Consider the following 24661-nt stretch of genomic DNA (forward strand, 5'->3'; position numbering starts at 1 on the left):
AAAGATACAGAAAGCATTCCATAATTTAAATATCCATGAAGCTTAACTATTCTAATAGTAAAGAAGGTTTGTTTTGCATGTGGTACGGACGATTTTCTTTGGATGTGGTACGGACGGTTTGCAAACCGTCCTTACGACATTCCAAACAACAACTCAACATCATTCTTATCAAAAGATTTCTTCTCTGTATCCACACGAATAATATCTGCAGCAACGGTCTTTTTCTTATCTTGCAATTGAACAATTTTTTCTTCGATAGTATCTCTGCAAATCATGCGATAGGCCATTACTTTTTTGTCTTGTCCAATACGGTAACAACGGTCAATTGCCTGACTTTCAACAGCTGGATTCCACCACGGATCAATTAAATACACGTAATCTGCCTCTGTAAGGTTCAACCCTGTTCCTCCAGCTTTTAAACTGATCAGAAACACTCTGATTTCATCGTTATTTTGAAAATTATTGACCTTTTCCTCACGATTTCTTGTTTTTCCATCCAAGTATTCGAAAAGAATGCCTTCTTGCTCTAAACGCGCTTTAACGAGGTGTAGCATTCCCACAAATTGCGAAAACACCAAAATCTTGTGATTATTTACTTTCTCGGTTAAATGACGCACCAATTCATCCAATTTTGCAGATTCATTTCCATAATCTTTATTCTTGTCGGCAAGGGCAGTAGAATTACAAATCTGACGCAATTTTGTTAATCCCTGAAGAATGTACATCTGTGATTTATTGATTCCTTCTTCTTCGATTTGTTGCTGTAATTTCTGTTTGAAATATTCTTTGTAATGGTCATACACTTTTCTTTGGGCTTTCCCCATTTCACAATAAATAACCACTTCTGTTTTGGAAGGTAATTCTTTTGCCACTTGAGTCTTCGTTCTTCTTAAAAGAAACGGATGAATCATTCTAGCCAATAAATCCGAAGTGTATTCATCTTGGTCCTTATCAATTGCCTCAGAAAATGTCGATTTGAAATGCTTGATACTTCCAAAAATCCCTGGATTTAAAAAACTAAACTGACTGTATAAATCAAAAGTGTTGTTTTCGATTGGTGTTCCTGTCAACGCTAATCTGTTCTTGCTTTTTAATAAACGAACGGCTTTGAAACGTTGAGATTGCGGATTTTTAATCGCCTGACTCTCATCAAGAATTACATAATTATATTCAATTTCAATATGCGTTTCAATGTCTTTGATAATTGAACCATAAGTTGTTAATACAACATCGTGTTTCGGAATTTTTTTAATTAAATCCGCTCTATTTGGTCCAATAAAACTCAATACTTTCAATTTCGGAGCGAATTTTTCCAATTCAGCCAGCCAATTAAACATTAACGAAGTGGGTGCGATGACCAAATGGGGTAGGGAAGTACCATTGGAATTTTCATTTTTCAAGTACTGCAAAAACGCTATGGTTTGAAGCGTTTTTCCTAATCCCATATCATCCGCTAAGCAACCGCCCAACTTATTTTCATGTAAGAAAACCAACCAATTTAATCCCTCATGTTGGTAATCTCTTAAAGTTGCTTTTATTCCTTTTGGTTTGGGAATAGATTTTAAATCTTTTAGGTTATGTAAACTCTTTTTCTTCTGATATAATTCTTCTAAAAACTTAGGCGCATTTGTTTCTTCTTCATACAATTCATCAATGATGTTAAATTGAAAATTTGAGATTTCAATCTTGTCTTTTTTGACGTTTCCTAGTTTGAAATATTTCTTATATTTTTCTATCCATTCCTTAGGTAAAATACCGATAGAACCATCTTTCAATTCAACGTAATTGGTTTGTTTAAGAATTGACTTTTGAATTTGCTTCAAATCCGCTGTTTGACCTCCAAAACCAACTTTAATTTCCATGTCAAACCAATCAGTTCCAGAGCTTAAGCCAATTGAAAAAGAAGGTTTATTTAAATTATAACGAATTGATTTTAAGTCATTTAACCCAAACACCCGAACATTGTTCGCTTTTAACTTATCGATAACTTCCATTAACCACATCGCATCTAAAGCCTCATCCACTGTGAGGTAAAAGTAATTTGATTGGTGTTCAAATTTCGGATGTAATTCTTTAAATTCAGATAAGAATTCACTTTCAAAATCTTCATCTCTACTTTGGTAAGTTAAAGCTCCTTTGTTGCCCCAAACTTTTTCTTTACTACTTGGAGAAACTAAAGTTTTATCGTACTGAATTAAAGGTTGTAGCACAACATATTCCCCATCTTCATCCGACAAATAAACATGTTTTTCTATTTCCGATTCTTCCTCAATTTTCGCTGATTTCATTCCGGCGAAATCAATATCAAAAACATTAGAAAAAGGTTCAATGATAAATTCTCTTAAATGATCAATCCCTTTTTGTAACACATTCATTTGAGGTTTGTGAAAAGCACGCATCAATGAATAAGCAACTTCAGGATTACTGATGACATAAAAAACCTCACCTAACACAATTCCGAAAGGGGTGATGAGTATTTTGTTTGAAGCAATTCCATAAGTCTGATTGTCAATTTTCACTTTAAAATCAAGCTGATAAAATGGTTTTTTGTTCATGATTTTCAAGATCGGTGTGATCTTATCATGAGAAATCGTTAACTCAGTAGTATGTTTTTTAACAAAAGATTTTCTGCTTTTTCGCAAATACAAAACCTGTTCAGGATAGCTTTCAATAATAGAGGAGAAGTGACTAATCATTTTTTTAACTTGATCTAAGCTAAAATCATTGTTACTGGAATCAGAAAAAACACTTGCCAGTTGAACCCCTTTAATAATAATCCCTTGAAATTTCTTATCCTCAACTAGAGATAGAGATTCAGTAATTGTGTATTCGGAAATCTCTCTGAATTTTGTACTTAATTTGGTTTTGAATTTATCCAATTTTCCTGTAAAAGCGAACACATCAGAAAGTTCATTTCGTGACTTTTCCAAACCGATTCCCACACCGAATGAAGCATTTTCTTCTGTTGAACTTGGGAGAAAAAATGCTTTTCTATCCTCCTTGAAAAGTTCAAAGAAAGTATCATCTGACCCAACAATATTTTTGATTTTCTCAGTTACTTTTACACCATTTGTCGAAATTTCAATATCAAAAATTTCTTCAAATTCAAGTAATCCATCAAACCTAGAAGCTTCCATTGTTCTTTGCTTGAAACGCTCAAGAAAGTTCTCCGTGAAGTAATCTTTTCCGAATTTCTTAAAGAATTCCTTCAGAAAAACCATTTTATGACTGCAAGGTGTTCCAAGTTTACAAGAACATTTTAGCGCCATAAGCTCATTCGACCTATTGAAAGTAAGCGAAAGTTGGTAATCGTTTCTGAAATCCTGATAAACGCCATCAATTCTGTTTTTGTTCACAGAAGTTATTGTTAAAGGACTATAGTAATTCGTTCGGCTAGCGAACTCCATTCGGTTTAACTCATCTACATCTATAATTCCATTTTCATGTGGTATAGTTGTCGTAGGAGAGATAAAGGGTGTTTTCACGATTATATGTGCCATATCAACCGCCTCGTCCTCAATAAGGTCTATTAGATGGCTTAATGAAGCAACTTCATGCTTACATATCCCGGGACCGTTGTATGGGCAACTACAAGACGTTTTTATACTATAGTAGTTTTTTAAGTCAATAAAAACATCATAAGGTTCAATTTCAGAGCCACTGCACTCAAAAAGAAAGGTATTTTCTTTGTTTGAAATTAAAGAAGGATAATAGTTAAATGATCTTTTAATAATTTCAAACTTGGCATTTTTGTTCAGAAATTGTCTGAGCTTATCTATAATTATTTCTGATTCACTTAACATCAAGTATATATAATTTGAACAGGAATATTGAACATACAAAAGCAGTTATATGTTGATATTATCCATTCAGTTTTAGAAAAAAGAATTTAAAAGTAACTCAAATATACAAATTGATTTTCGTGGATTTGAGTATAAACAATATTTCCAGTTTGAATAAAACAGAATTAAAGGAATTAGAATAGGGGATATGGAGAAAAAAATAGGCCTATCCATTTATAGACCAAGTACTAGCTCAATATTCTCAGATTCAAAAATGAAATAAATATATTACAGGAATTGCTGTAAACGGCTCAATAAAACATATTGTTCTTCAGAAAGGTTTTCAAACTTTACATCTAAAAACATTATGCTTCTATCATCTTCATCAACGGTCCACGACTTTGGTTTTAAGTCTTTCTTCCCATCATAATCGATAGTCCGTAATACATAGCGAATACAATTTAACTGAGCAATTAATTTATTATTGGCGTTCATTATTACCCACGGCGCTCCTTCCCACGAAGTTTTTTCGAACATTTTTTCTTTGTATTGGGTATAAGTTTGCCAATGTTCTACGGATTCTAAATCATTTTCTGAAAGTTTCCAATACTTTAAGTCATGATTTCTACGAATTTCAAAGCGTGTAGCTTGAGTATTAATATTAATAGACAAATAAAACTTTATAATAGTCACGCCTTGATCCACGAGATCTTGTTCCCATTTTACCACTCGTTTCATAAAGTATTTATACTGATTATCAGTACAATAACCCATAGTTGGCTGAATTAATGCTCTAGAATACCATGATCTATCGAAAAAGACAATTTCTCCCTCTCTTGGAAATACATCCTTATAGGTATTTAACCAATTAAGATTTTGCTTTTCGGATGGAACGCCCAACTCTACAACCCTAAAATGATTGGTCATTAAATGCTCTGAAATACGACGAATAGCGGCTCCTTTTCCCGCGGCATCTCTCCCTTCGAATACAATAGCCACCTTTTTTTTATGCTTCAACATCCATTCCTGAAGCTTCAAAAGTTCCTTCTGCAAACGAAATTTTTCTTTATGAAACTGACTATTCGTCAAAGAATCATAATCTGAGTTTAAATAAATACTATTGCCCTTATCCATATTCAAAAGTAAAGTCTCATGATTAATCTAATGTTAAGTAGATATTAAGAATAGATTACATAATTATTTATTTTTTCAACACCTAAAAATCATTCATTTAAAGAATTCAAATACATTGTATATATCATTCCATCTGCTAATCCCACTTTAGGAACAGTAATACTTTTTGTCTTAAGTATTTTAATGATAAATAAATATATATCCAAAGCAGGAACAATAGTATCGGCACGATCTGGCTTTAAATTGAATTTATTAATTCTTTCATTTAAACTCAACTTTCTAAGCTCATTACGTAATTTTCTAATTTTCTTTATTGAAGTAGGCTTCATGAATTGACCTTTCAGAAGTTTATGTGCTTTATTAATGTTACCTCCAGTAGCAAAAACTTTGTGCTCACCGGAAACATCAATATTATCATTCAACCATTTCTTAATATCTAGCCAACATTGCTTAGATACTTTCTCCTTTAACATTCTAACAGTTCCGATATTAAATGATTCAGAATTGATTTTTTCTCCTTTCTCAAAAACACTGATTTCGGTAGAACCACCACCCACATCAATTACAATATAAGAAGCATTTTCTTCTTTATTTAGTAACGAAAAAGTTGAGAAAATTATATCCGCTTCTTGGTGACCAGAAATAATTTCCATGTTCAAGCCGACCTCTTTATCTATGTAATTCTTAACTTCTAATGCATTTTTAGCTTCTCTCATTGCTGAAGTAGCACAAACACGGAGGTCTTTAACATCAAAAACTTCCGCAACCAATTTAAAAGCTTGCATAGACTTTTTAAATTCGATTATTTTACTTTCCGATATATATCCTGAATCAAAAACTTCTACTCCAAGTCTTAATGGAATTCGAATATAAGAATGCTTGTGGACCAGTCCATCCGTAAAATTAAAATCAACCTCACCAATCAATAGTCGAGTTGCATTTGTTCCTATGTCAATTGCTCCAAATTTCATAATAGTCTAAAAATAGATAAAAACTGCTTGTATAGATATTGAACAATATTAAATAAAAATCAATAAGAGGCTTCTCACATTTTTATAAAAAATTCAATTGATTAAAAGTAGAAAAATAATTACAGATTAAAAAGTTTGGAAAATCTTCTAGTTCACATTTGCAAAGAATAATTGGCCAAAAATCAAAATTTAAAGAAAAAACACTGATTTCGGTCAAAAAACTGCCTCTCAGAATCCTCGAATCTCAAAAAACTCAACACTCAATATACCAACCTTGTAGAAACGCGCTAAAAACAGCCTTAAAATGCGAAAAACGGACTCACGCCCGTTTTATCATAATAAATATTAGAAGATTTTGAATTTTTCCGCTTAACAGCCAAACAGTACACAATTTCAGTTTCTTTTTTCAAATACATAAACTTGACTTGAGTAACCATATTTTTTTGCTTTCATATTTGAAACGAAGCCTTGCAAAACTCCAAGCAAAGAAAAGCGATTTTTATATTTTTCTGATAGCATAGAAACATAGTAGGCATCATATTTCATTGGAATTACTTTTTTAAGGTCGAAACCAAATTCAGCCAGTAATTTTGAAATATCTCTTTCAGTAAAATGGTAGAGGTGACGTGGTACATCATAAGCTGCCCAATCCTCTTTATAATAACGTGCGTCATAAGAGCTCATATTTGGAACTGCAATAAAAAACTTTCCGTTACTTTTAAGTATTTCTTCAATACGCTTTAAGTCTTTTCGTAGATCATAAACATGTTCTAAAACATGCCACATTGTAACAACATCGAAACTATTTTCGTCAATATTATAAAGTTCTTCTTGTGAACTACTTCGCACATGGTTGTTTTTATGAGCGAATTCTCTAGCATCAGCATCAGGCTCCAAACCTATTCCTACAAAACCAGCATCGTTTACCGTCTTCAAAAAATGACCAGTTCCAGAACCTATATCTAATAATTCTTTACCATTCGTTTCGTTTTTGATCCACTTTACTTTTTCCTTTAAAGTTATTTCACGAACAGTATTGTAAAGGAAATTAATCATTCCTTTTTTATTCGAACTGTGTGAAATATACTCTTCAGATTTATAATATTCACCGATTTTATCTGGAGTTGGAATTGGATTTGTAAAGTGAAATCCACAAGAATTACATTCTACAATCAGAAATTTCTCTTTGGTAATCATATGATCTTTTACCTCAAGAAAATCTTTAAAACTGTTGTTTTCACAAACCGGACAACTATTAATGGAGTTCATTCTATACTTAATTATAAATGTTTCACGTGAAACTAACGACCTAAATAAATCAAAAGCACATTCACATCACTCGGAGAAATACCGCTTATTCTTGATGCTTGTCCAATCGTACTAGGGTTAATACTTGACAATTTATTTACTGCTTCAGCACTCAAACTACTCAGTTTTTCATATTCTAAACCTTCTGGAATAACAACATCCTCCAATCGATTTAACTTATTCGCAACGTCCTGCTCACGACTAATATAACCATCATACTTCAACTGAATTTCTACTTGTTCAAGTACTTCCTTGGACAAATCCTTTGTAAACTCACGTAGTTGACTACTGATTTCTAACATCTGATTCATGCCTAAATTTGGACGTGTAATCAATTGCGAAAGCTTCACTTGTTGAGTAATAGGGGAAGATTTTACACCTTCCAAAACAGGATTTGCCTCAGCAGGTGTGACCCCAATTTTTGTCAATTGCTTCTTCAATTGCTTTATATCTTCCACTTTCTTATTCACAGAGTCCATGCGATCATCATCGATCATCCCAATTAAATGCGCGATAGAAGAAAGCCTTAAATCAGCATTATCTTGTCTTAAAAGGATACGATATTCAGCACGAGAAGTAAACATTCTGTATGGCTCATCTGTACCTTTAGTAATCAAATCATCAATTAAAACAGAAATATAAGCATCAGAACGATTCAAAATAAAAGCTTCTTTTCCTTGAACCTTTTTAGCCGCATTTATTCCTGCCATTAAACCTTGACAAGCTGCCTCTTCATACCCCGTTGTACCGTTAATTTGGCCCGCGAAATACAAACCAGAAACCAATTTGGTTTCCAAAGTATGTTTCAATTGGGTAGGAGGGAAGTAATCATATTCAATGGCATATCCTGGTCTAAACATCTTGACATTTTCAAATCCAGGAATAGTTTTTAAGGCTTTCATTTGAACCTCTTCTGGAAGACTTGTACTGAATCCATTCACATAAATTTCAACAGTATCCCATCCTTCAGGTTCAACAAACAATTGATGTCTTTCGCGCTCAGCAAACCTAGAAATCTTATCTTCAATACTCGGACAATACCTTGGACCTTTAGATTTAATTGCACCATTAAACATAGGTGAACGATCAAATCCAGTTCTTAAAATATCGTGAGTTTCCTGATTTGTGTAAGTAACGTGACATGGGCGCTGAGAAGTTAGCGCTTCGGTTTCATCCGTAAAACTAAACTTTCCAGTTACATCATCACCTCCTTGAATCTCCATCTTAGAATAATCTAAGGAGCGACCATCCACTCTTGGAGGAGTTCCAGTTTTCATTCTTCCAGCCTCAAAACCCAACTTGATTAAGTCTTCAGTTATGCCAGTAGAAGCACTTTCACCGGCTCTTCCTCCACCATAATTTTTCTCGCCTAAATGAATCATTCCATTCATAAAAGTTCCACTTGTTAAGACAACAGATTTACCAGAAATTTCCATCCCCATTCGGGTTTTAACTCCGGTAACTACACCATCTTTTGTAGTGATTCCAACAACCATATCCTGCCAGAAATCAACATTAAGATTTCTCTCCAACATTAATCTCCATTCCTCAGCAAAACGCATACGATCATTCTGCGTACGTGGAGACCACATGGCAGGACCTTTACTCATATTTAACATTCGGAATTGGATAGCGGTTTTGTCTGAAATAATTCCAGACCCGCCACCAAGGGCATCAATCTCACGCAGAATCTGTCCTTTTGCAACACCACCCATGGCAGGATTGCAAGACATTTGAGCGATTGTATTCATATTCATTGTAACAACTAGGGTAGAAGCCCCAAGCTTTCCTGCAGAGTTTGCGGCTTCACAACCAGCGTGTCCTGCACCTACAACAATAACATCATATTCTTTTAGCATAACTATCTTGTTTCACGTGGAACAAAATTACAACAGTGACAGATAGTAATCCTCTTTTTTTCGCATTATCTCGATTTCTTTTGGTGTTTTATCACCATAACCACACAAATGAAGTAATCCATGCACCAAAACGCGATTCAATTCTGTTTCACGTGAAACATTATATTCCTTCGCATTTTCTTCCACACGGTCCAAAGAAATAAGTAAATCACCACTTAATATGTCGTGAACGCAGTAATCAAAAGTGATTATATCTGTATAAAAATCGTGATTTAAAAAGCGGATATTTTGATCTAATAGCCAATCGTCACTACCCAAAACTATAGACAACTCTGCCAAGGTTAACTCCTCTTGTTCTGCAATATATTCAAACCAATTTTGCACGTGACTAAGATCGGGAGCATCCACATCTAAAAAATCAAACTCTATCATTTTAGGATTTAAATGTAAGTGTAACTTCAGCGCCGTTATTTTCAAAAGCGACATTATCTGCTAAGGATTTCATTAAAAAAATTCCTCGTCCACTTTCTTTTTCTATGTTTTCTGGGGCGGTAGGGTCGGGGAGGTTATCGAAGGCAAAACCTTCTCCAGCATCTTTGATGGTAAAACAAAGTTCATCTGAATTTCGCTTTACAGAAACAAATACTTTCTTATTTGTATCCTCCAAATTTCCATGTTGAATTGCATTGTTGACAGCTTCTGTTACAGCAATCAAAATGTTTCCATAGTGGTCTTCATGCACTCCATTTTCACGACAAATTGTGTCGACTAATGATTCAGCGACACTTATGTTTTTGATATCCGATGTAAAGGATACTGATTCAATTTCTTTATAACTTGCTTCCATTTACTATAATATATGGAACAAAAGAAGTCCTTAGTTTACATTCAAGAAATAAGCATTTGCTTTCTCTTTATAGTACTTACTAAATGACGGATCTAAAGTTCTTAGTAACTCAATTTGTTTTTCTTTCTGATTCTTATACTCCAAAAACTCAATTTGGTTACCAATCTCTTGATCTTTTCCTGAATTACTTTCTCGCTGCTCATCTAAACCTCTCTCTTGCATCGCTTTCTCGCTTTCCAATAGTCTGGTCATTATCTTTTGCTGACGATCAATTAACTCACTTGTCCACTCCTTATTGATCAATTGTTTCTCCTGTTCTTCAAGTTCTTTTATCAGTTCATTCAATTTATTTCCATCACCGCTGCCATCCTTGTTCATTTCCTCACGCAATTCTGATAGCTTCTTTTGCATAGCATTTTGTTGAGCAGCCATTTTTGCCGCTTGTTGAGAATTCATTGGTAACATTCCCCCCGGTTTACTACCTGGCTTTGAACCTCCAGGATTACTTCCTTTCTTTAAACTGTTCAATTGCTTTTTAAGCATTTCCTTCATGCCCTCCATATCACCAGGCTGACCCTGTCCTGGTTTTCCTTGACCTGGTTTTCCTTGACCTGGCTTATCACAACTTCCTTTGCCTTGCATTTCTGCCATAGAAGCTTGAGCATTCACGAGTGTTTCATTTAAGAACAGTGCAAGATTATTGATGTTGGTCATAGCAAATTGCTGTTTAACTCCCAGCTCTCTACTTTGTCGCTCTCCAATATGCGTTGGAATATATTTATAATGCTTCTCAAGTTCACCAACTTCTTGTTCTATGAAAGTTGAAATTTTAGGAATTCTATTAGCTAAGGCTCTTAAACTATCTTTAACCGGCTTAAGGTTATCAATTATCCTTCGTTGTTCTTTACCTAATGACACAAACTTTGGATCGTAACTATCAGTTTGTTTAAACGCCTCCATATTTTCTTCTTGATCAAAACTAAGACGCATTAAATTCTCCAACAAAGCTCTTAGCGCATCCAAATCCTCTTCCATTTGTTCCTCCTGACTAGATTGCATTTGAGCGGCCATTTGCGAGGCCATTTCCTCCATCTTCTCACTGGCTTTCTTTTGTTTTTCTCCAGCTTTTGAATTTTCTCCTTCTTGAATATTTTCTTTAGCTCCTTTCATTTCTTCCGAAACCTCCTCGCCAGCATCATCTAAATCGTCTAATGAAAAAGGACGATCTAACTCTTCGTTCTTTTCCAACATTTCTTCCAAGTCCTTTTTTACATCTTCAAACTTCTTGTTTAAATCTTCTTGCTTTTCAGAAGCTTCTTCCTTGTTCATTCCCGACTCTAAGTCTTCTTTTAACTTGTCTTGATCTTTGGCCAATTCTTCCAATGATTTTTGAAGATCTTCAACGCGTTCTTCAACATCCATTTTCTTCAACATTTCCATCGTACGATCCAATTGCCTATCCATTTCCTCAGCAGTCATTTCACCTTCATCCATTTTTTCCATGAGGTCTTTGGTATCATTCTGCTTCAACATTTCTTCTAATTCCTTCAACAATTCTTTTAACTCATCATCCATCAGAGACTCCAACATTTCTTCTATCTCCTTTTGTTTTTCCATCAGTTTTTCATCCATAGGACTCAATTTAGATTTCTCTTCAAAAGAAGATTTCATTTTGTCTTTTAATTGTTCTAATTTGTTTTTTAAAGACTCTTGTTGCTCTTGCAAACTCTCAACTTGCTTTTGTTGTTGCCAAGATGATTTCTTAGAATTCGCCATCTCCTTTTTCAATTGATTGATCTGCTCTTTGAATTCTTGACTTTCTCTAATCAATTCTTTCAATTCCTCTTTGGAATCGTCCTTATCACTCTTACGTTGTTCTTGTAATTGCTCCAAAGAAGGTGTATTATACTGAAATACGCTTGATTTGGTCGCTTTGGGGCCACGCACACCATCATTATCATAAACAGTAAAGAAATAGGTCACATTATCTTCTAGTTCCAAAGCCAACTGATCAATATTGAAAGTCATAGAAAATGGAGATTGACTTCCACTAATTCCAGGAACTGAAATTATTTCCTTTATTTCCTCACCACTTTTCCTGGTAATCCTATAATTAAAAACAACCTTTGTTAATCCATAATCATCTTTCACATTTCCTGAAAAATAAATCTTGTTTTTCTGAACAGAATCATTTCTACTATTTAAAGAAATGCTTGGGTACTCATCTTTAATTACATCAATATTATATTCCGATGAATCGAAAACAGCCAATTCTTGATTTTCTAAAATGAAAGCAACCGAAGAAGATTTTAAAGCTTTTTGTTGAAATCTAAATCCAGACTTTCCTTCAAACTGAAGTGTTGTATCCGCAGAAATGATTTTTAAAGATTTAGTGTTTTTCGTAATTCCATTCCAAGTCACTTGTGTTCCTTCTGGTAAAATTAAATCACCGGGATTTTCGATTGTTTCCGAAGCACGATTTAGATAACTCGGATAATCCAAATCAACTTTTAAATGTCCTAATGAAGTTCTTTTGACAACATCAACAGTAAAGGTTTTTGAAACCGCATTGGCAGCTTTAAAACGAAATGGTAAGTCATCATTCAAATTACTTAAAGAATAAGCTGCTATATTATTTGCCGTTTTTTCCATTAGAAAAGTTCCTTCATCACTTTCCAAATAAACACGATCCGGAATTGCTTTTCCTGGATTAGGCGTTAACAAAACCTCAATTCTCACAGAAGTTCCTTCCTCAACCATTAAATTTTTATTTGTCAATTCAAATGTAAAATCTGGAGCAATTTCAAAGACTTGATTGTATTTAATTAATCGCTGAGTACTGTCACTAAAAAAATTGGGTGCCATAATTCCAATTAAAATTACAGTCGTTAAAATAGGCACAAAATAACGAAGGAACTTTTTGTTGGCAGAATAATCAATTGCAGAAGCAAAACTTAAAGTATTTAGTTGCTTAGAATTTTGCTGAATACTCGCTTGTAGAAAATCGATGTTTTTTGGTTGCGTTGAAGTTGATTCTTGTAATTGAAGTGTATTTAGAAGTTTGTCATTTACCGAAGGGAAAAAATCACCAATAATATTAGCCGCTTGAAATCGACTAATTCTTTTTCCGAAAGAAAAGAGCTTTGAAAGTGGAACAATAAAATACTTAATTAGAACATATCCATTTAAAACTATAAATGAAAAGAAGAGAAAAGCACGAACAAAAGAATTGAAGCGACCGATATATTCTAGTCCACTAACCAATAAGAAAGTAGTCAAAAAGATAATACCAAATAGAAACAAACCTTTAATCATAAGATTCTTATAGTACTTACGTATGAAGGCATCAACTTGGTTTATTAAGTCATCAAAAGTTCCCATTATAATTTTAAAATATTGAAATAAAGTATATAAGTAAGTATAAATCTACGAAATGTAGAAGAAAACCTAACAAGAGAACGAATAAAAGCGGGATTAGTTTCTTTTCATTGTGTTGAATTAACAATTTCAAACAATAAAAACCGTAAAAAATCAAAATAAATCTAATTTTTAAAGGGAAGAAGACTTAAACGCTGAGGAATCAATTATCTTTGCATAAAAATTTAGAATTTATGTCTGATAAACCAGTTCGCGTAAGATTTGCACCGTCTCCAACAGGACCTTTACACATGGGTGGAGTTAGAACAGCATTATATAATTATCTATATGCTAAAAAACACAATGGAACCTTTATCCTTCGTATTGAAGATACTGACCAAACTCGTTTTGTAGAAGGAGCAGAAGATTATATCATTGAGGCTTTAAAATGGTGTGGTATTACCATTGATGAAGGTCAGAGTGTAGGAGGTGAATATGGACCATATAAACAATCTGAGAGACAAGAAATGTATAAACCATACGCTGAACAATTGATAGCGAATGGGAAGGCATATTATGCTTTTGATACAGCTGAAGATTTGGATAAAATGCGTAAGCAAGCCATTCAAATGAAAATGCCGAACTGGCAATATAATTCCTTAACGAGAAGTTCTATGCAAAACTCTTTGACTTTGCCAGAAGATGAAGTTCAAAGAAAATTAGAAAATGGAGATCCTTATGTAATTCGTTTTCAAATGCCGCGTAACATCGATGTTCGATTTGAAGATGAAATTAGAGGATGGGTTGTTGTAAACACAAATAACGTAGATGACAAAGTTCTGTTTAAAAGTGATGGAATGCCAACTTATCATTTGGCGAATATTGTAGATGATCACGAAATGAAAATCACGCATGTTATTCGTGGAGAAGAGTGGTTACCATCTGCACCATTACACGTTTTGTTATACGAAGCATTTGAATGGGAGGCACCAAAATTTGCGCATTTACCTTTGTTGCTGCGTCCTGATGGAAACGGAAAACTATCGAAAAGAGATGGTGACCGATTAGGATTCCCTGTTTTTCCAATTGACTGGTTGGCTGTTGATGGAGAAAAATACTCTGGTTACAGAGAACAAGGTTATTTGCCAGGTGCATTTATCAACATGTTGGCATTCTTAGGATGGAATCCTGGTACAACACAAGAGATATTCTCATTAGAGCAATTGGTTGAGGCTTTTTCTTTAGAAAGAGTAAGTAAAGCAGGAGCTAAATTTGATGCCGACAAAACAAAGTGGTTCCAACAACAATATTTACGCGCAGAATCTGAAAGTTCATTAGCGAAAATGCTACGTGAAGAAGTTGGTGAAGCTATTTCTGATGTAAGCGATGCTTATTTAGAGCAAGCTTGTCATTTGATGAAAGAACGCGCAACATTTGTTGAAGACATTTATACAGAAGGACAGTATCTTTTCGAAAATCCAACAGAATTTGATGAGAAAACATTGAAGAAAAAGTGGAAAGATGGAGCAGAAGATTTAATGAATGAATGGGCTAAGGAATTAGGTTCAATCGAAGAATTTACTTCAGAAAATATCGAGAAATCATTCAAAGCCTTCTTGGAAGCTAAAGAAATGGGAATTGGAAAAGTTCTTCCATTGTTCAGATTAGCATTAACAGGAAAAGGGATGGGACCAAGTATGTTTGAAATTACAGCTTTACTTGGAAAAGAAGAAAGTTTGAAAAGAAAGGAAACTAACATTCCAGCGATTGTAAAACTAAAAGGATAAATGCAAAACATAATAGAGGTAAACGGAATAAAGCTATATGCTTTCCATGGTTGCTTAGACGAAGAAGGAAAAATAGGTGGAAATTATACCGTTGATATCACAATTACAACTGATTTTTCTGCCTCATTTGAATCTGATGAATTATCTGACACTGTTGATTATGTAAAAATTAATCAAGTGGTGAGAGAAGAAATGGCCATTCGATCTAAGTTGATTGAGCATGTTGGATATCGCATTAGTGAACGTTTAAAAAATGAAATTACAGGAGTCATAAAATCTAGAGTTAAAGTCATAAAGCATTGTCCACCAATTGGTGGCGATGTGGATGATGTGGCGATAATTATTGAGCGTGAATAGAAAAAGTTCAAGGTTCTTAATTTTCTCTAAATTCTCAACTTCAATTCAAATTATATTCATATATTTGCAGTCCTGTAAAAAGGTCCTGTGGCCGAGTGGCTTAGGCAATGGTCTGCAAAACCATCTACAGCAGTTCGAATCTGCTCGGGACCTCTTTAAACCCTTAACTATCAATTAGTTGAGGGTTTTTTTATGAATAAAAGGTTCATGTTTTGATTAATTTACATAATAATTAGTTATATTGAACTGCTAAATAAATGTTACTGATAGCAAACAAATACTTATTTTTGTTGAAAGCTATACTAAAACTAAATACTAATTATGTCCGACAAAAGTTTTATCGTTCCTCACGATTTTTCAGAGGTAGCAAATTGCGCACTAAACCACGCAATTACAACAGCATCAGTTGTTGGAGCTAAAGTTTATCTACTTCACGTTGTTTCTAAGAACAAAGAAATAGCAGACGCTGAGTTAAAACTAAGAGCAATTGCGGCTGCACAGGCATCAAAAAACATAGAAATAATACCTACAGTAAGGGTGGGAACAATCTTTGAAGACATCGGAGATTTTGCTGCTGAGCACCATGCCGAATTAATTTTTATGGGAACTCATGGTGCATCAGGATGGCAACACATTGCCGGCTCACATGCATTAAAAGTAATTACTCACTCTACTGTTCCATTTGTAATTGTACAACAAAAAACATTGGGTGAAAACGGATATGATGATATTGTTGTTCCTCTCGATTTACACAAAGAGACGAAACAAAAATTGGCCATCGTTGCCTCAATGGCGAAATTCTTTAAATCTAGAGTTCATGTAATCACACCAAATGAAACAGATGAATTCTTGAAAAACAAAGTAACAGCAAACATTCTTTTCGCAAAACGTTTCTTTGAAGAAAGAGAAATTGAAATGACAGCTACTTTAGCACCAAGCAGTGGTTTTGATAAAGAAGTTGTAAAATTAGCTGTTGAAAAAGACGCTGATTTAATTGCAATTATGAATCAAAATAAGAGTAACTATTTAGGTGCTTTTGGTTCTAATTACGAGCAATATATGATTACAAACGACGCACAAATCCCAACTTTGGTAGTTAACCCTATTGAAACTCCTTACGGAAGTAGTATTCTATTTCAATAAGAGAATTATAACATATTAAATATAGAGAAAGATCGCTTAGGCGGTCTTTTTTTTGTTGTTACGATTTACAAACACGCAACACCATACAGTTTGAAACTAGCGTTAGCATGCAGTTAGAAACTCGCTATATCGGAAGGGGAAAAATAGTTCAATAAATTATATTAATTATTTCAGTAAACTTTAAGCCTTTTATTGGCTGGTAGAGGACGGTTTACAAACCGTCCGTACCAGATGTGGAAATGTGATAAATGAAATTTGAGAAAAAGCTATATTCGAAATTAGCCGAAATAGATGATGAGAAATGCTGGAATTAAATTTAGAGGAAAATTCTTAATATAAATCAATCCTTGTAATTGTCTTCTTCAAGTTTCCTTTTGATATCCTCCAAATTGCTTCTTTTCTTATCCAAACGCGTCTCTATTGACGTTTTGGTGAAGTATCTATGGTTGGTCAGGAAAGCTACTTGCATTTGATCCCATTTGCGATCGCTATCTATCTTCCCGTGTTCTCTAAGTTCTCTTCTTAATCGATCGGCAATTTCATGAAAATCATCTCTTCCTAAATAATCTAAATCAGCATCACAAATGATTTCTTCCAAATTATTCTTTGGTTTATGTGGTACTTGAGTAACGAAAATTAATTCTTTAATTCTTTCAATATGTGCTTCAGTATATCCAAATTTGGGCAAAATTTCAGCTGCCATTCTTGCTCCAATTGGTTCATTTCTTTCATATTGTTCTACAAAACCCGCATCATGATAAGACGCGGCAGATTTCAACAAAAATAAATCTTCATCCGTAATCCCTTCACCAATTGCTATTCTTTCAGCCTGTCTAGTGACATCTTTGGAATGACTGTAAGAATGATAATGTAATTTAGGACTTAATTCTCTTTTCAATTTGGATAAAATAAAGCGCTCAGCTTTATAATAATTAATCTTACTGAAATGATGAAGATTCACTAACTTTTGAAATGATTTATTTGGTTCAACTCCTAATCCATCAATTGAAAGCTCAGGTTTTATAGAAATCACCTCATACATTAAAATTTTGTTTCCGCTTTTAGTGGCTACTTTACCGATTCTATTGCATTCAAAATAAGGTTCAATTTGATCAAAAGTATCTTGAGAAACAGCTATTTTTTCAGGTTCGCACAGTTGTTCCATTCTTTGCGCTCTATTTACGGTGTTTCCCCAGACGTCATAAGCATAGCGCTTCGTTCCAATTACTCCTGCAGAAACAGGCCCTGTATTAATTCCTATGCGCAATTTCCAATAAGGTTCTCCTTTCTTTTCTTGTTGGGCTTTAAAATCCAACATATAGAACTTAATTTGAACAGCTGCCAGCGTAGTATTGATTGGATTAGTTTTATTCCGAATGGGAACACCTCCAGCGCACATGTATGCATCTCCAATCGTTTTAATTTTCTCTAGATCGTTCTTATCAATAATACTGTCAAACTTTCTAAAATGCATATCTAAAATAGAAACTAAATCCTTAGCATCCATCTCTTCAGCAATTTTAGAAAAGCCAACAAAGTCTGTAAACATAATTGAAACCTTACTGAAATCACGTGCAGCAGATCGTCCATCTTTTTTCAACTGACTTGCAGTTTCTTTTGGTAAAATATTATTCAACAAACGTTCAGACTTGTCTTTTTCCCTTTCTAGTTCTTCAGTTTGAACAACTAAACGCTTCTTTTGCTGTTCAATTTTCTCATTCATTTTCCTTAATTCCCGCGTTCGTTCAGCAATTCTCATTTCCAATCTTACTTGCTGCCTGCGTTCTTTATCAATACTTTTCCTAACTCTGTACAAAATAAATAGACCTACTACAATTATAATAATTACAATAAACCACCATTTAAGCCAAAATGGACCTTCCACCTCAATGGTTATACTTGCAGGGTATTTTGACCAACTTCCATTGGTATTTCGGGCATAAATGAAGAGCTGATAAACTCCTGGTGCAATACTGGTAAAACGCAATTCATTGGAGGAGCCCAATTCTTCTTCCACCTCGTCATCGCCCGTCATTACGTATTTATATTCGATACGCTCAGGATTACTCAAGTCATTGGCAAAAAACCTTAGTTTTAAACTTCGCTTATTATACGGAATAACGATACGATCTGTAAAAGCAATACTCTGCGTTAAAATTCCATTTTCCACAGGAAATAAAGCTTTATTTTCAAGTTCAATTCCAGAAAAATATACACGAATATTCTTATTAATTTGAAAAGCCTCTTCTGGTTTAACATAATTAAAACCCTGAATACCACCAAAATAAACTTCTCCATTCTTAGAGGTAAACCCAGCACCGAAATTCAATTCATTGCTCATTAAACCATCTTTTTCAGAAAAAGTAAAAAAGTTTTCTGTTTTAGTATTTAAAGCTATAATTCCTTTGTTTGTTGAAAGCCAAATATATTCTGGATCTTTTCCTGTAGCTTCAATTCCATAAATAACATTATTGGGTAAACCATTTGACTTGTTGTATTGAGTAATATTATTTTCTGATTTACTAAATCTAAACAAACCATCACCCATTGTTCCCAACCAAAATTCAGTCTCATTTATTTGAAATATATCCGTAAAATAATCCTTCGATATTGAATTTAAAGATGAAAATTCATGCTTTGAGGAGGCTATTAGCTGATTGTTTTTTTCTTCAATTAAATAAATACCTCCAGAAGATGGAGCAGCATAAAAATGGTTACCCTTTCTAAAGACCAATCTACACGGACCAGGTCCAATAGTATTGCGAACATCTTCTTGATTAAATAAATACTTAAAAGAACGTTCTTTTAAATCAAAAAGAATTACTCCAGCACGAGTACCTATTAAAAATTGATGTTCCTTTTTATATTTTTGAATTGTATAAGTAATATCAAAATCTCGAGAAATATTTGCCCCATGTTTTAGCTTTTCAAAAACATATTCTTTTGGATTATTTTGATCAATAGTGAGTAGAAATAAACCATCAGAACAACCAACTAAAAGTTTGTTTTCGCTAAGCACTTGGATATTAAAAGTTAGTGAACTTTCATTGTTTTTTATTCTCCTATAATAATGATAATAAGTGTGCGATGTTCTATCAAAAGCAGAAACACCATGATCGGCTGCGATGTATAAGTACTTTTGATTTTCAGATTCAGCAAAACCCCAAATATTCTGAGAAGGTAAGCCCTTATTTAGATCTACAGAAACTCCAACTCCTTTAAAACCAACTGATTCTGGATTAAAACTACTTAAACCCCGTTGAGAAGTTATCCATATAACTCCTTGATTATCCTTAAATAAACTGGTTAATTTATTTGAAACTATGGCTCCTTTTTGAAAAATATCAGCTGAATAATTGATGACATTAATACTGTCATTTTTATCTTTTATAATCTGAAATAATCCCGAATTTTCTGAAGCAACAAGTAATTTATCTTTTGAAAGATAGAGGGCATCCAAAATATTCACGTTTGGCAGAGCAGAAAAAAGAGTTTGTAAAGGTAAAAATGAGTTATCTGTATCCTCTAAATATAAAATTCCTTCATTTGTTGCAATAACAACATCATGTATGGGTGATTCTATAAAACCATTTATCTTAAAATCTGAAGGGTTTTTAGCATTTGAATCAATTAACTTTCTATTTTTAAATTTAGAATCTGTTACTAAAACTCCTTCAAATTCACTAACAAAAATTAGTGTGTTGTTCTTATAGCGAATATCAATAATTCGAGAATTAAAAGTGTTTTCATTTACAAGTTTAAAGTATAATAATTCCGGATCAAACTTGTAAATTTTTCCATAAGCCGTTCCAACCCAAATATTTCCATTTGCATCTTCTGTTATTGAAGTTACTTCTAATCTTTGATTGGTTTCTAATTGATAGGAGGAAAAATTTACAGATTTTGGATTGTATTTTGTGAGTCCGTTATTGGTACCAAACCACATGTTTCCAATACGATCGGTAAAACTAGTATTGATATACTCATTGTTAATATCATGTCCTTTATCTGCTGAAAAAACCTCAAAACTCTTTCCATTAAATCTATTGATACCATCTTGCGTACCTAACCAAAGGGCACCTAATTTATCTTGAATAATACAAGAAACGGTACTCTGGGAAAGTCCCTCATTAATGGTATAATTTTTAAACTGTATGTGATCTTGAGCCTTAAGGGATAAATAAGGACTCAAAAAAATCACATACAGCAAAAAACTTTTAAAAAGTAATTTGTTATTCATTTAGTCAGTGTAAAAACACTTAAAGGTTAATCCTAGTTTGGATTTCCTGCGGCAATGTTAGCGCTTTCCATATCTCTATCAAACAGATACAAACCTCCCTTATCTTTACCTATTAATTTCAATTTATCCATGATGTTGCGCGCCAAAGCTTCTTCTTCAAGTTGCTCAGAAACATACCATTGAATAAAATTATGTGTTGTGTAATCCTTTTCGCTTAAACACGCATCAACAATATTATTGATACTTTCAGTTACTTTCACTTCATGATCCAAAATCGCTTGAAAGATTAATTCAATTGAATCAAAACTTACATCCGGTTTATAAATCGCTGGAATAACCGCTTTTCCACCACGCTCGTTGATAAACTTTACCAACTTCAACATATGTTCACGTTCCTCATCACTATGTGCGTATAAAAACGATGCCGTTCCATTAAACCCTTGATTTTCTGACCAAGAAGCCATTGACAAATAGAGTTGACTTGAAGAATACTCTTTTTCTATCTGATCGTTTAGAAGTTTTTCTATTTTTTTGTTCATTTTCTTATGTTTTAAACAAAAATACGAAATATAAGCTAGTATATAAAACCTAAAAATGTTAGCCAATAAGTAAATATTTAGAAACTATTAACTTTTACATAATAAAGGAAGACCGTTTTTAAACGTGAAATTCATTTATATTTGAAGTAAAATACATTAGATGTCAAAACACAAAATCAAAAAAAAAGGTATACAATCCGCCATACGAAAGATATTCGAGAGACAACCAGATCAAAAATACAATTCCAAAGAGATAAGTGCAATTCTACAAATTACAGATAAAAACATGCGAAAGCTTGTTTTAACCATATTGAATGATTTAAAAAGTGAAAGTTTTCTCAACGAATTTCAAAAGGGATATTTTATACTCAATGACAACTTCTCTAATCAATTTATAGGAACTGTTGATTCTACATCCAGAGGAGCGGCATATATAATTATTCCTGATAGAGATGGGGATATTTATGTTTCACCAGAAAATACAAACAGGGCATTTCATGGAGATGAAGTAGAGGTAGAAATAATTCGCCAAAAAAAGAAAAAGACAGAAGGTAGAATTACAAGAATAATCTCTCGAAAAGCCACTAAATTCGTTGGTACACTTGATGTTAAAAGTAAGTTTGCTTTTCTAATTCTGGATAACAATAAAATTAATATAGACCTATATATACCTTTAGAAAAACTAAAAGGTGCTGTAACTGGTCAAAAAGCAATTGCTAGAATGACTTCTTGGCCAAAAGGAGTAGATAGTCCTTTCGGAGAAATTATTGAGGTGATAGGAATGCCTGGAAATAATGATGCAGAAATGTATTCTATTTTATTCAAAAATGAATTTGAAATAGAATTTCCTCAAGAGGTTGTTCAAGAAGCAGAAGGAGTTGGAATAGAATTGGATCAAGAAGAAGTTAAAAGACGTAAAGATTTACGTGATAAACTAACCTTTACAATTGACCCTTTTGATGCAAAAGATTTTGATGATGCATTATCCTACGAAGTTCTAGAAAATGGAAATGTAGAAGTTGGTGTTCACATTGCTGATGTAAGTCAATATGTGCAACCTGGAACAGCAATGGACGAAGAAGCATTAAAACGTGGAAATTCTGTTTATTTAGAAGATAGAGTAATTCCAATGCTTCCTGAACAGTTGTCCAATTTAGCGTGTTCTCTCCGACCAAATGAAGATAAATTTGCTTTTTCAGCCATTTTTGAATTAGATGATCAAGGAAAAGTATTGAATGAATGGTTTGGAAAAACAGTAATTCATTCTGATTATCGTTTTGCTTACGAAGATGCACAAGAAGTTATAGAAGGTAAAAGTGATACTTTAAAGGATGTGATTTTAGCGATGGACAAAATTGCCAAAACCATTCGAAAAGACAGAATGAAACATGGAGCACTATCTATAGAATCTGAAGAAGTTAGTTTTGTTTTCGACGATAAAGGTATGCCAAATGGAGTAGTGAAAAAAGTTTCTAAAGATGCCAATAAGCTGATTGAGGAATTTATGCTTTTGGCCAATAAAAGGGTAGCATTATTTGTAGGTAAATTGCCGGGCGATAAAGGTTCTAATAATCAATTTATTTATCGTTGCCACGACAAACCATCATTGGAAAAATTAAAAACTTTCTCTGTATTCATTGAAAAATTTGATTATGATTTAGAGTTTGAAAATGTGGATAACGTAGCTCAAAAAATCAATGGATTACTTGAAAAAATAAAGGATACACCAGAATACGGATTGATTCAAACAATGGCAATTCGCTCGATGGCAAAAGCGGTTTATCAAACCAGTAATATTGGTCATTATGGTTTAGCTTTTGAGTACTATACACACTTTACATCACCAATTAGAAGATATGCAGATTTAGTTGTTCACCGTTTATTGCAAGATAAATTAGACAACAAACAAAAAAACTACGGAAATACGCTCAACGAAATTTCCAAGCATATTTCTGCACAAGAAAGAAAAGCGATAGAATCAGAAAGAGAATCAAATAAATTTTTCCAAGCGAAGTTTTTACAAGATAAAGTAGGAAATGAATATGAAGGAACTGTTTCTGGATTAGCTGATTTTGGAATGTTTGTGAGAATAAACGAAAACCATTGTGAAGGTATGATTACAATGCAGTCTTTACCTAATGGAAGCTACCATTTTGATAATGATAAGTTTCAAATCGTAGGAAGAAGAAATGATGATGTTTTCAATTTCGGAGACCAAGTGAAAGTGAAGGTTATTGGAGTTGATATGTTGAAAAAACAGGTGGATTTGGAATTGATTGAATAAGGAGGTTATGTAGGGACGATTTGCAAATCGTCCTTACACATCCCAAATCATTCCTATCCACTACAAGCAATCTTATTTACCCTATTTTGATGTCTTCCACCTTCAAAATCCATGGTTAGAAATTTCTCTACCATTTTAATGGCTAACTCTTCAGAAACAAATCTTGCAGGAAGAGCTATAATATTAGCATCGTTATGTTGTCTAGCTAATTCAGCCAATTCTTCAGTCCAAGTTAAAGCACTTCTTATTCCTTGATGTTTGTTCACAGTCATATTAATACCGTTACCACTTCCACAAATAACAATTCCTAAAGTACCTTCATTTTCTTGGACATGATTAGCAACAGGATGGCCAAAGTCTGGATAATCTATACTTTCTTCAGTATATGTTCCATAATCCTTAAATTCGTAACCAAGTTCTGTGAAATGCTTTTTTATCGCTTCTTTTAGCTGAACACCAGCATGATCGGCGCCAATTGGAATAATTTTAGAGTTTGTCATAATCAAGAGTTTTTTACAAAATTACGTAATTAACAATAGGGTGTAATTATTAACAATGACTTTTTTTAAAATTCTTTAAGTCCTGATTCTACTAGGTTTAAAAAATGAAGTTATTGACAGAGATATTAACATAACATTAATTCATTGTTAACTACTTTCAATAACTTTCGTTTGCTTATTAAAATAATTATTCTAAACCAAAATAGATTTGACAAAAACAATAGTAAGTTATTACTTTTTACATATAATTATAAACACCCAAAATGAATCAATATTTTTAGTTTTCAGAAAATACTTTTACAATTTTTAGAAATCAACAGTAATGTTAACAACTCTACAAATAGCTATTTAGTAGGCATTTAAAAAAATAATAGATGTGTACAAGTGTGGAAATATTGTTTACAAGTTAGGAAACAAGAAAACAAAGAAAAAGTAATGAACCGTATTAACAGTACTATAATAATAGTAAAAGGCTTTTTAAAAAATTTTCTTTAAATTAATTATATACTCTTTAAGAAAAAAAAGTTCAGTTTTGAAAATCAAAAAAAATATA

At 33.2% G+C, this 24661-nt stretch carries 15 protein-coding genes and 1 tRNA gene; 5 read left to right on the forward strand and 11 right to left on the reverse strand.

Annotated elements, in window-relative coordinates; translation table 11 throughout:
* Window positions 1–131: 131 nt before the first annotated feature.
* From C6368_RS13400 to C6368_RS13435, 8 genes are all read right to left on the reverse strand, one after another.
* Window positions 132–3803, reverse strand: coding sequence for a DEAD/DEAH box helicase (locus C6368_RS13400; protein WP_107039731.1), 3672 nt, complete (start codon window positions 3801–3803; stop codon window positions 132–134).
* A gap of 267 nt (window positions 3804–4070) precedes the next feature.
* A complete protein-coding gene (locus C6368_RS13405) occupies window positions 4071–4916 on the reverse strand; it encodes a polyphosphate kinase 2 family protein (RefSeq protein ID WP_107039732.1) in 846 nt (281 codons plus the stop codon).
* An 89-nt stretch (window positions 4917–5005) separates the two neighbouring features.
* Window positions 5006–5887 (reverse strand): Ppx/GppA phosphatase family protein, encoded by an 882-nt coding sequence (locus C6368_RS13410; RefSeq protein WP_107039733.1) that lies wholly within the window; start codon window positions 5885–5887, stop codon window positions 5006–5008.
* Window positions 5888–6280: 393 nt separating this feature from the next.
* The gene (locus C6368_RS13415; protein ID WP_107039734.1) at window positions 6281–7156 is read right to left on the reverse strand and encodes a class I SAM-dependent methyltransferase; all 876 of its coding nucleotides are present in this window, start codon (window positions 7154–7156) and stop codon (window positions 6281–6283) included.
* 32 nt (window positions 7157–7188) lie between these two features.
* Window positions 7189–9054, reverse strand: a complete 1866-nt coding sequence (gene mnmG, locus C6368_RS13420) for a tRNA uridine-5-carboxymethylaminomethyl(34) synthesis enzyme MnmG (protein ID WP_107039735.1) — start codon at window positions 9052–9054, stop codon at window positions 7189–7191.
* A gap of 27 nt (window positions 9055–9081) precedes the next feature.
* Window positions 9082–9486 carry an rRNA maturation RNase YbeY gene (gene ybeY / locus C6368_RS13425; protein WP_107039736.1) on the reverse strand — a complete coding sequence of 135 codons (405 nt, stop codon included), beginning with the start codon at window positions 9484–9486 and terminating at the stop codon, window positions 9082–9084.
* 1 nt (window position 9487) lies between these two features.
* The gene (locus C6368_RS13430) at window positions 9488–9901 is read right to left on the reverse strand and encodes an ATP-binding protein (RefSeq protein ID WP_107039737.1); all 414 of its coding nucleotides are present in this window, start codon (window positions 9899–9901) and stop codon (window positions 9488–9490) included.
* A 30-nt stretch (window positions 9902–9931) separates the two neighbouring features.
* The gene (locus C6368_RS13435) at window positions 9932–13282 is read right to left on the reverse strand and encodes a DUF4175 family protein (RefSeq protein WP_107039738.1); all 3351 of its coding nucleotides are present in this window, start codon (window positions 13280–13282) and stop codon (window positions 9932–9934) included.
* Window positions 13283–13512: 230 nt separating this feature from the next.
* On the opposite strand from C6368_RS13435, the gene gltX reads away from it, so the two are divergent.
* From gltX to C6368_RS13455, 4 genes are all read left to right on the forward strand, one after another.
* On the forward strand, window positions 13513–15045 hold the full coding sequence (gene gltX / locus C6368_RS13440) for a glutamate--tRNA ligase (RefSeq protein WP_107039739.1): 1533 nt from the start codon (window positions 13513–13515) through the stop codon (window positions 15043–15045).
* Entirely contained in the window at window positions 15046–15402 is a 357-nt protein-coding gene (gene folB, locus C6368_RS13445) for a dihydroneopterin aldolase (protein WP_107039740.1), read from the forward strand.
* An 81-nt stretch (window positions 15403–15483) separates the two neighbouring features.
* Window positions 15484–15555: transfer RNA gene (locus tag C6368_RS13450), tRNA-Cys, on the forward strand.
* 168 nt (window positions 15556–15723) lie between these two features.
* Window positions 15724–16545, forward strand: a complete 822-nt coding sequence (locus tag C6368_RS13455; protein ID WP_107039741.1) for a universal stress protein — start codon at window positions 15724–15726, stop codon at window positions 16543–16545.
* A gap of 340 nt (window positions 16546–16885) precedes the next feature.
* Here the strand turns inward: C6368_RS13455 and C6368_RS13460 are convergent, their stop codons facing one another.
* Both C6368_RS13460 and C6368_RS13465 read right to left on the reverse strand, forming a co-directional pair.
* The gene (locus tag C6368_RS13460; RefSeq protein ID WP_107039742.1) at window positions 16886–20785 is read right to left on the reverse strand and encodes an adenylate/guanylate cyclase domain-containing protein; all 3900 of its coding nucleotides are present in this window, start codon (window positions 20783–20785) and stop codon (window positions 16886–16888) included.
* 32 nt (window positions 20786–20817) lie between these two features.
* Window positions 20818–21324 (reverse strand): ferritin, encoded by a 507-nt coding sequence (locus C6368_RS13465; RefSeq protein WP_107039743.1) that lies wholly within the window; start codon window positions 21322–21324, stop codon window positions 20818–20820.
* A gap of 160 nt (window positions 21325–21484) precedes the next feature.
* Between C6368_RS13465 and rnr the strand changes: the two genes are divergently transcribed.
* Window positions 21485–23608: a ribonuclease R gene (rnr, locus tag C6368_RS13470; protein WP_107039744.1), complete on the forward strand. Its 2124-nt coding sequence runs from the start codon at window positions 21485–21487 to the stop codon at window positions 23606–23608.
* Window positions 23609–23661: 53 nt separating this feature from the next.
* Here the strand turns inward: rnr and rpiB are convergent, their stop codons facing one another.
* Window positions 23662–24108, reverse strand: coding sequence for a ribose 5-phosphate isomerase B (gene rpiB / locus C6368_RS13475; RefSeq protein ID WP_107039745.1), 447 nt, complete (start codon window positions 24106–24108; stop codon window positions 23662–23664).
* Between the last annotated feature and the right edge of the window lie 553 nt (window positions 24109–24661).

The sequence above is a fragment of the Brumimicrobium mesophilum genome (assembly GCF_003025005.1).
GTDB classification, from domain to species: domain Bacteria; phylum Bacteroidota; class Bacteroidia; order Flavobacteriales_D; family Crocinitomicaceae; genus Brumimicrobium; species Brumimicrobium mesophilum.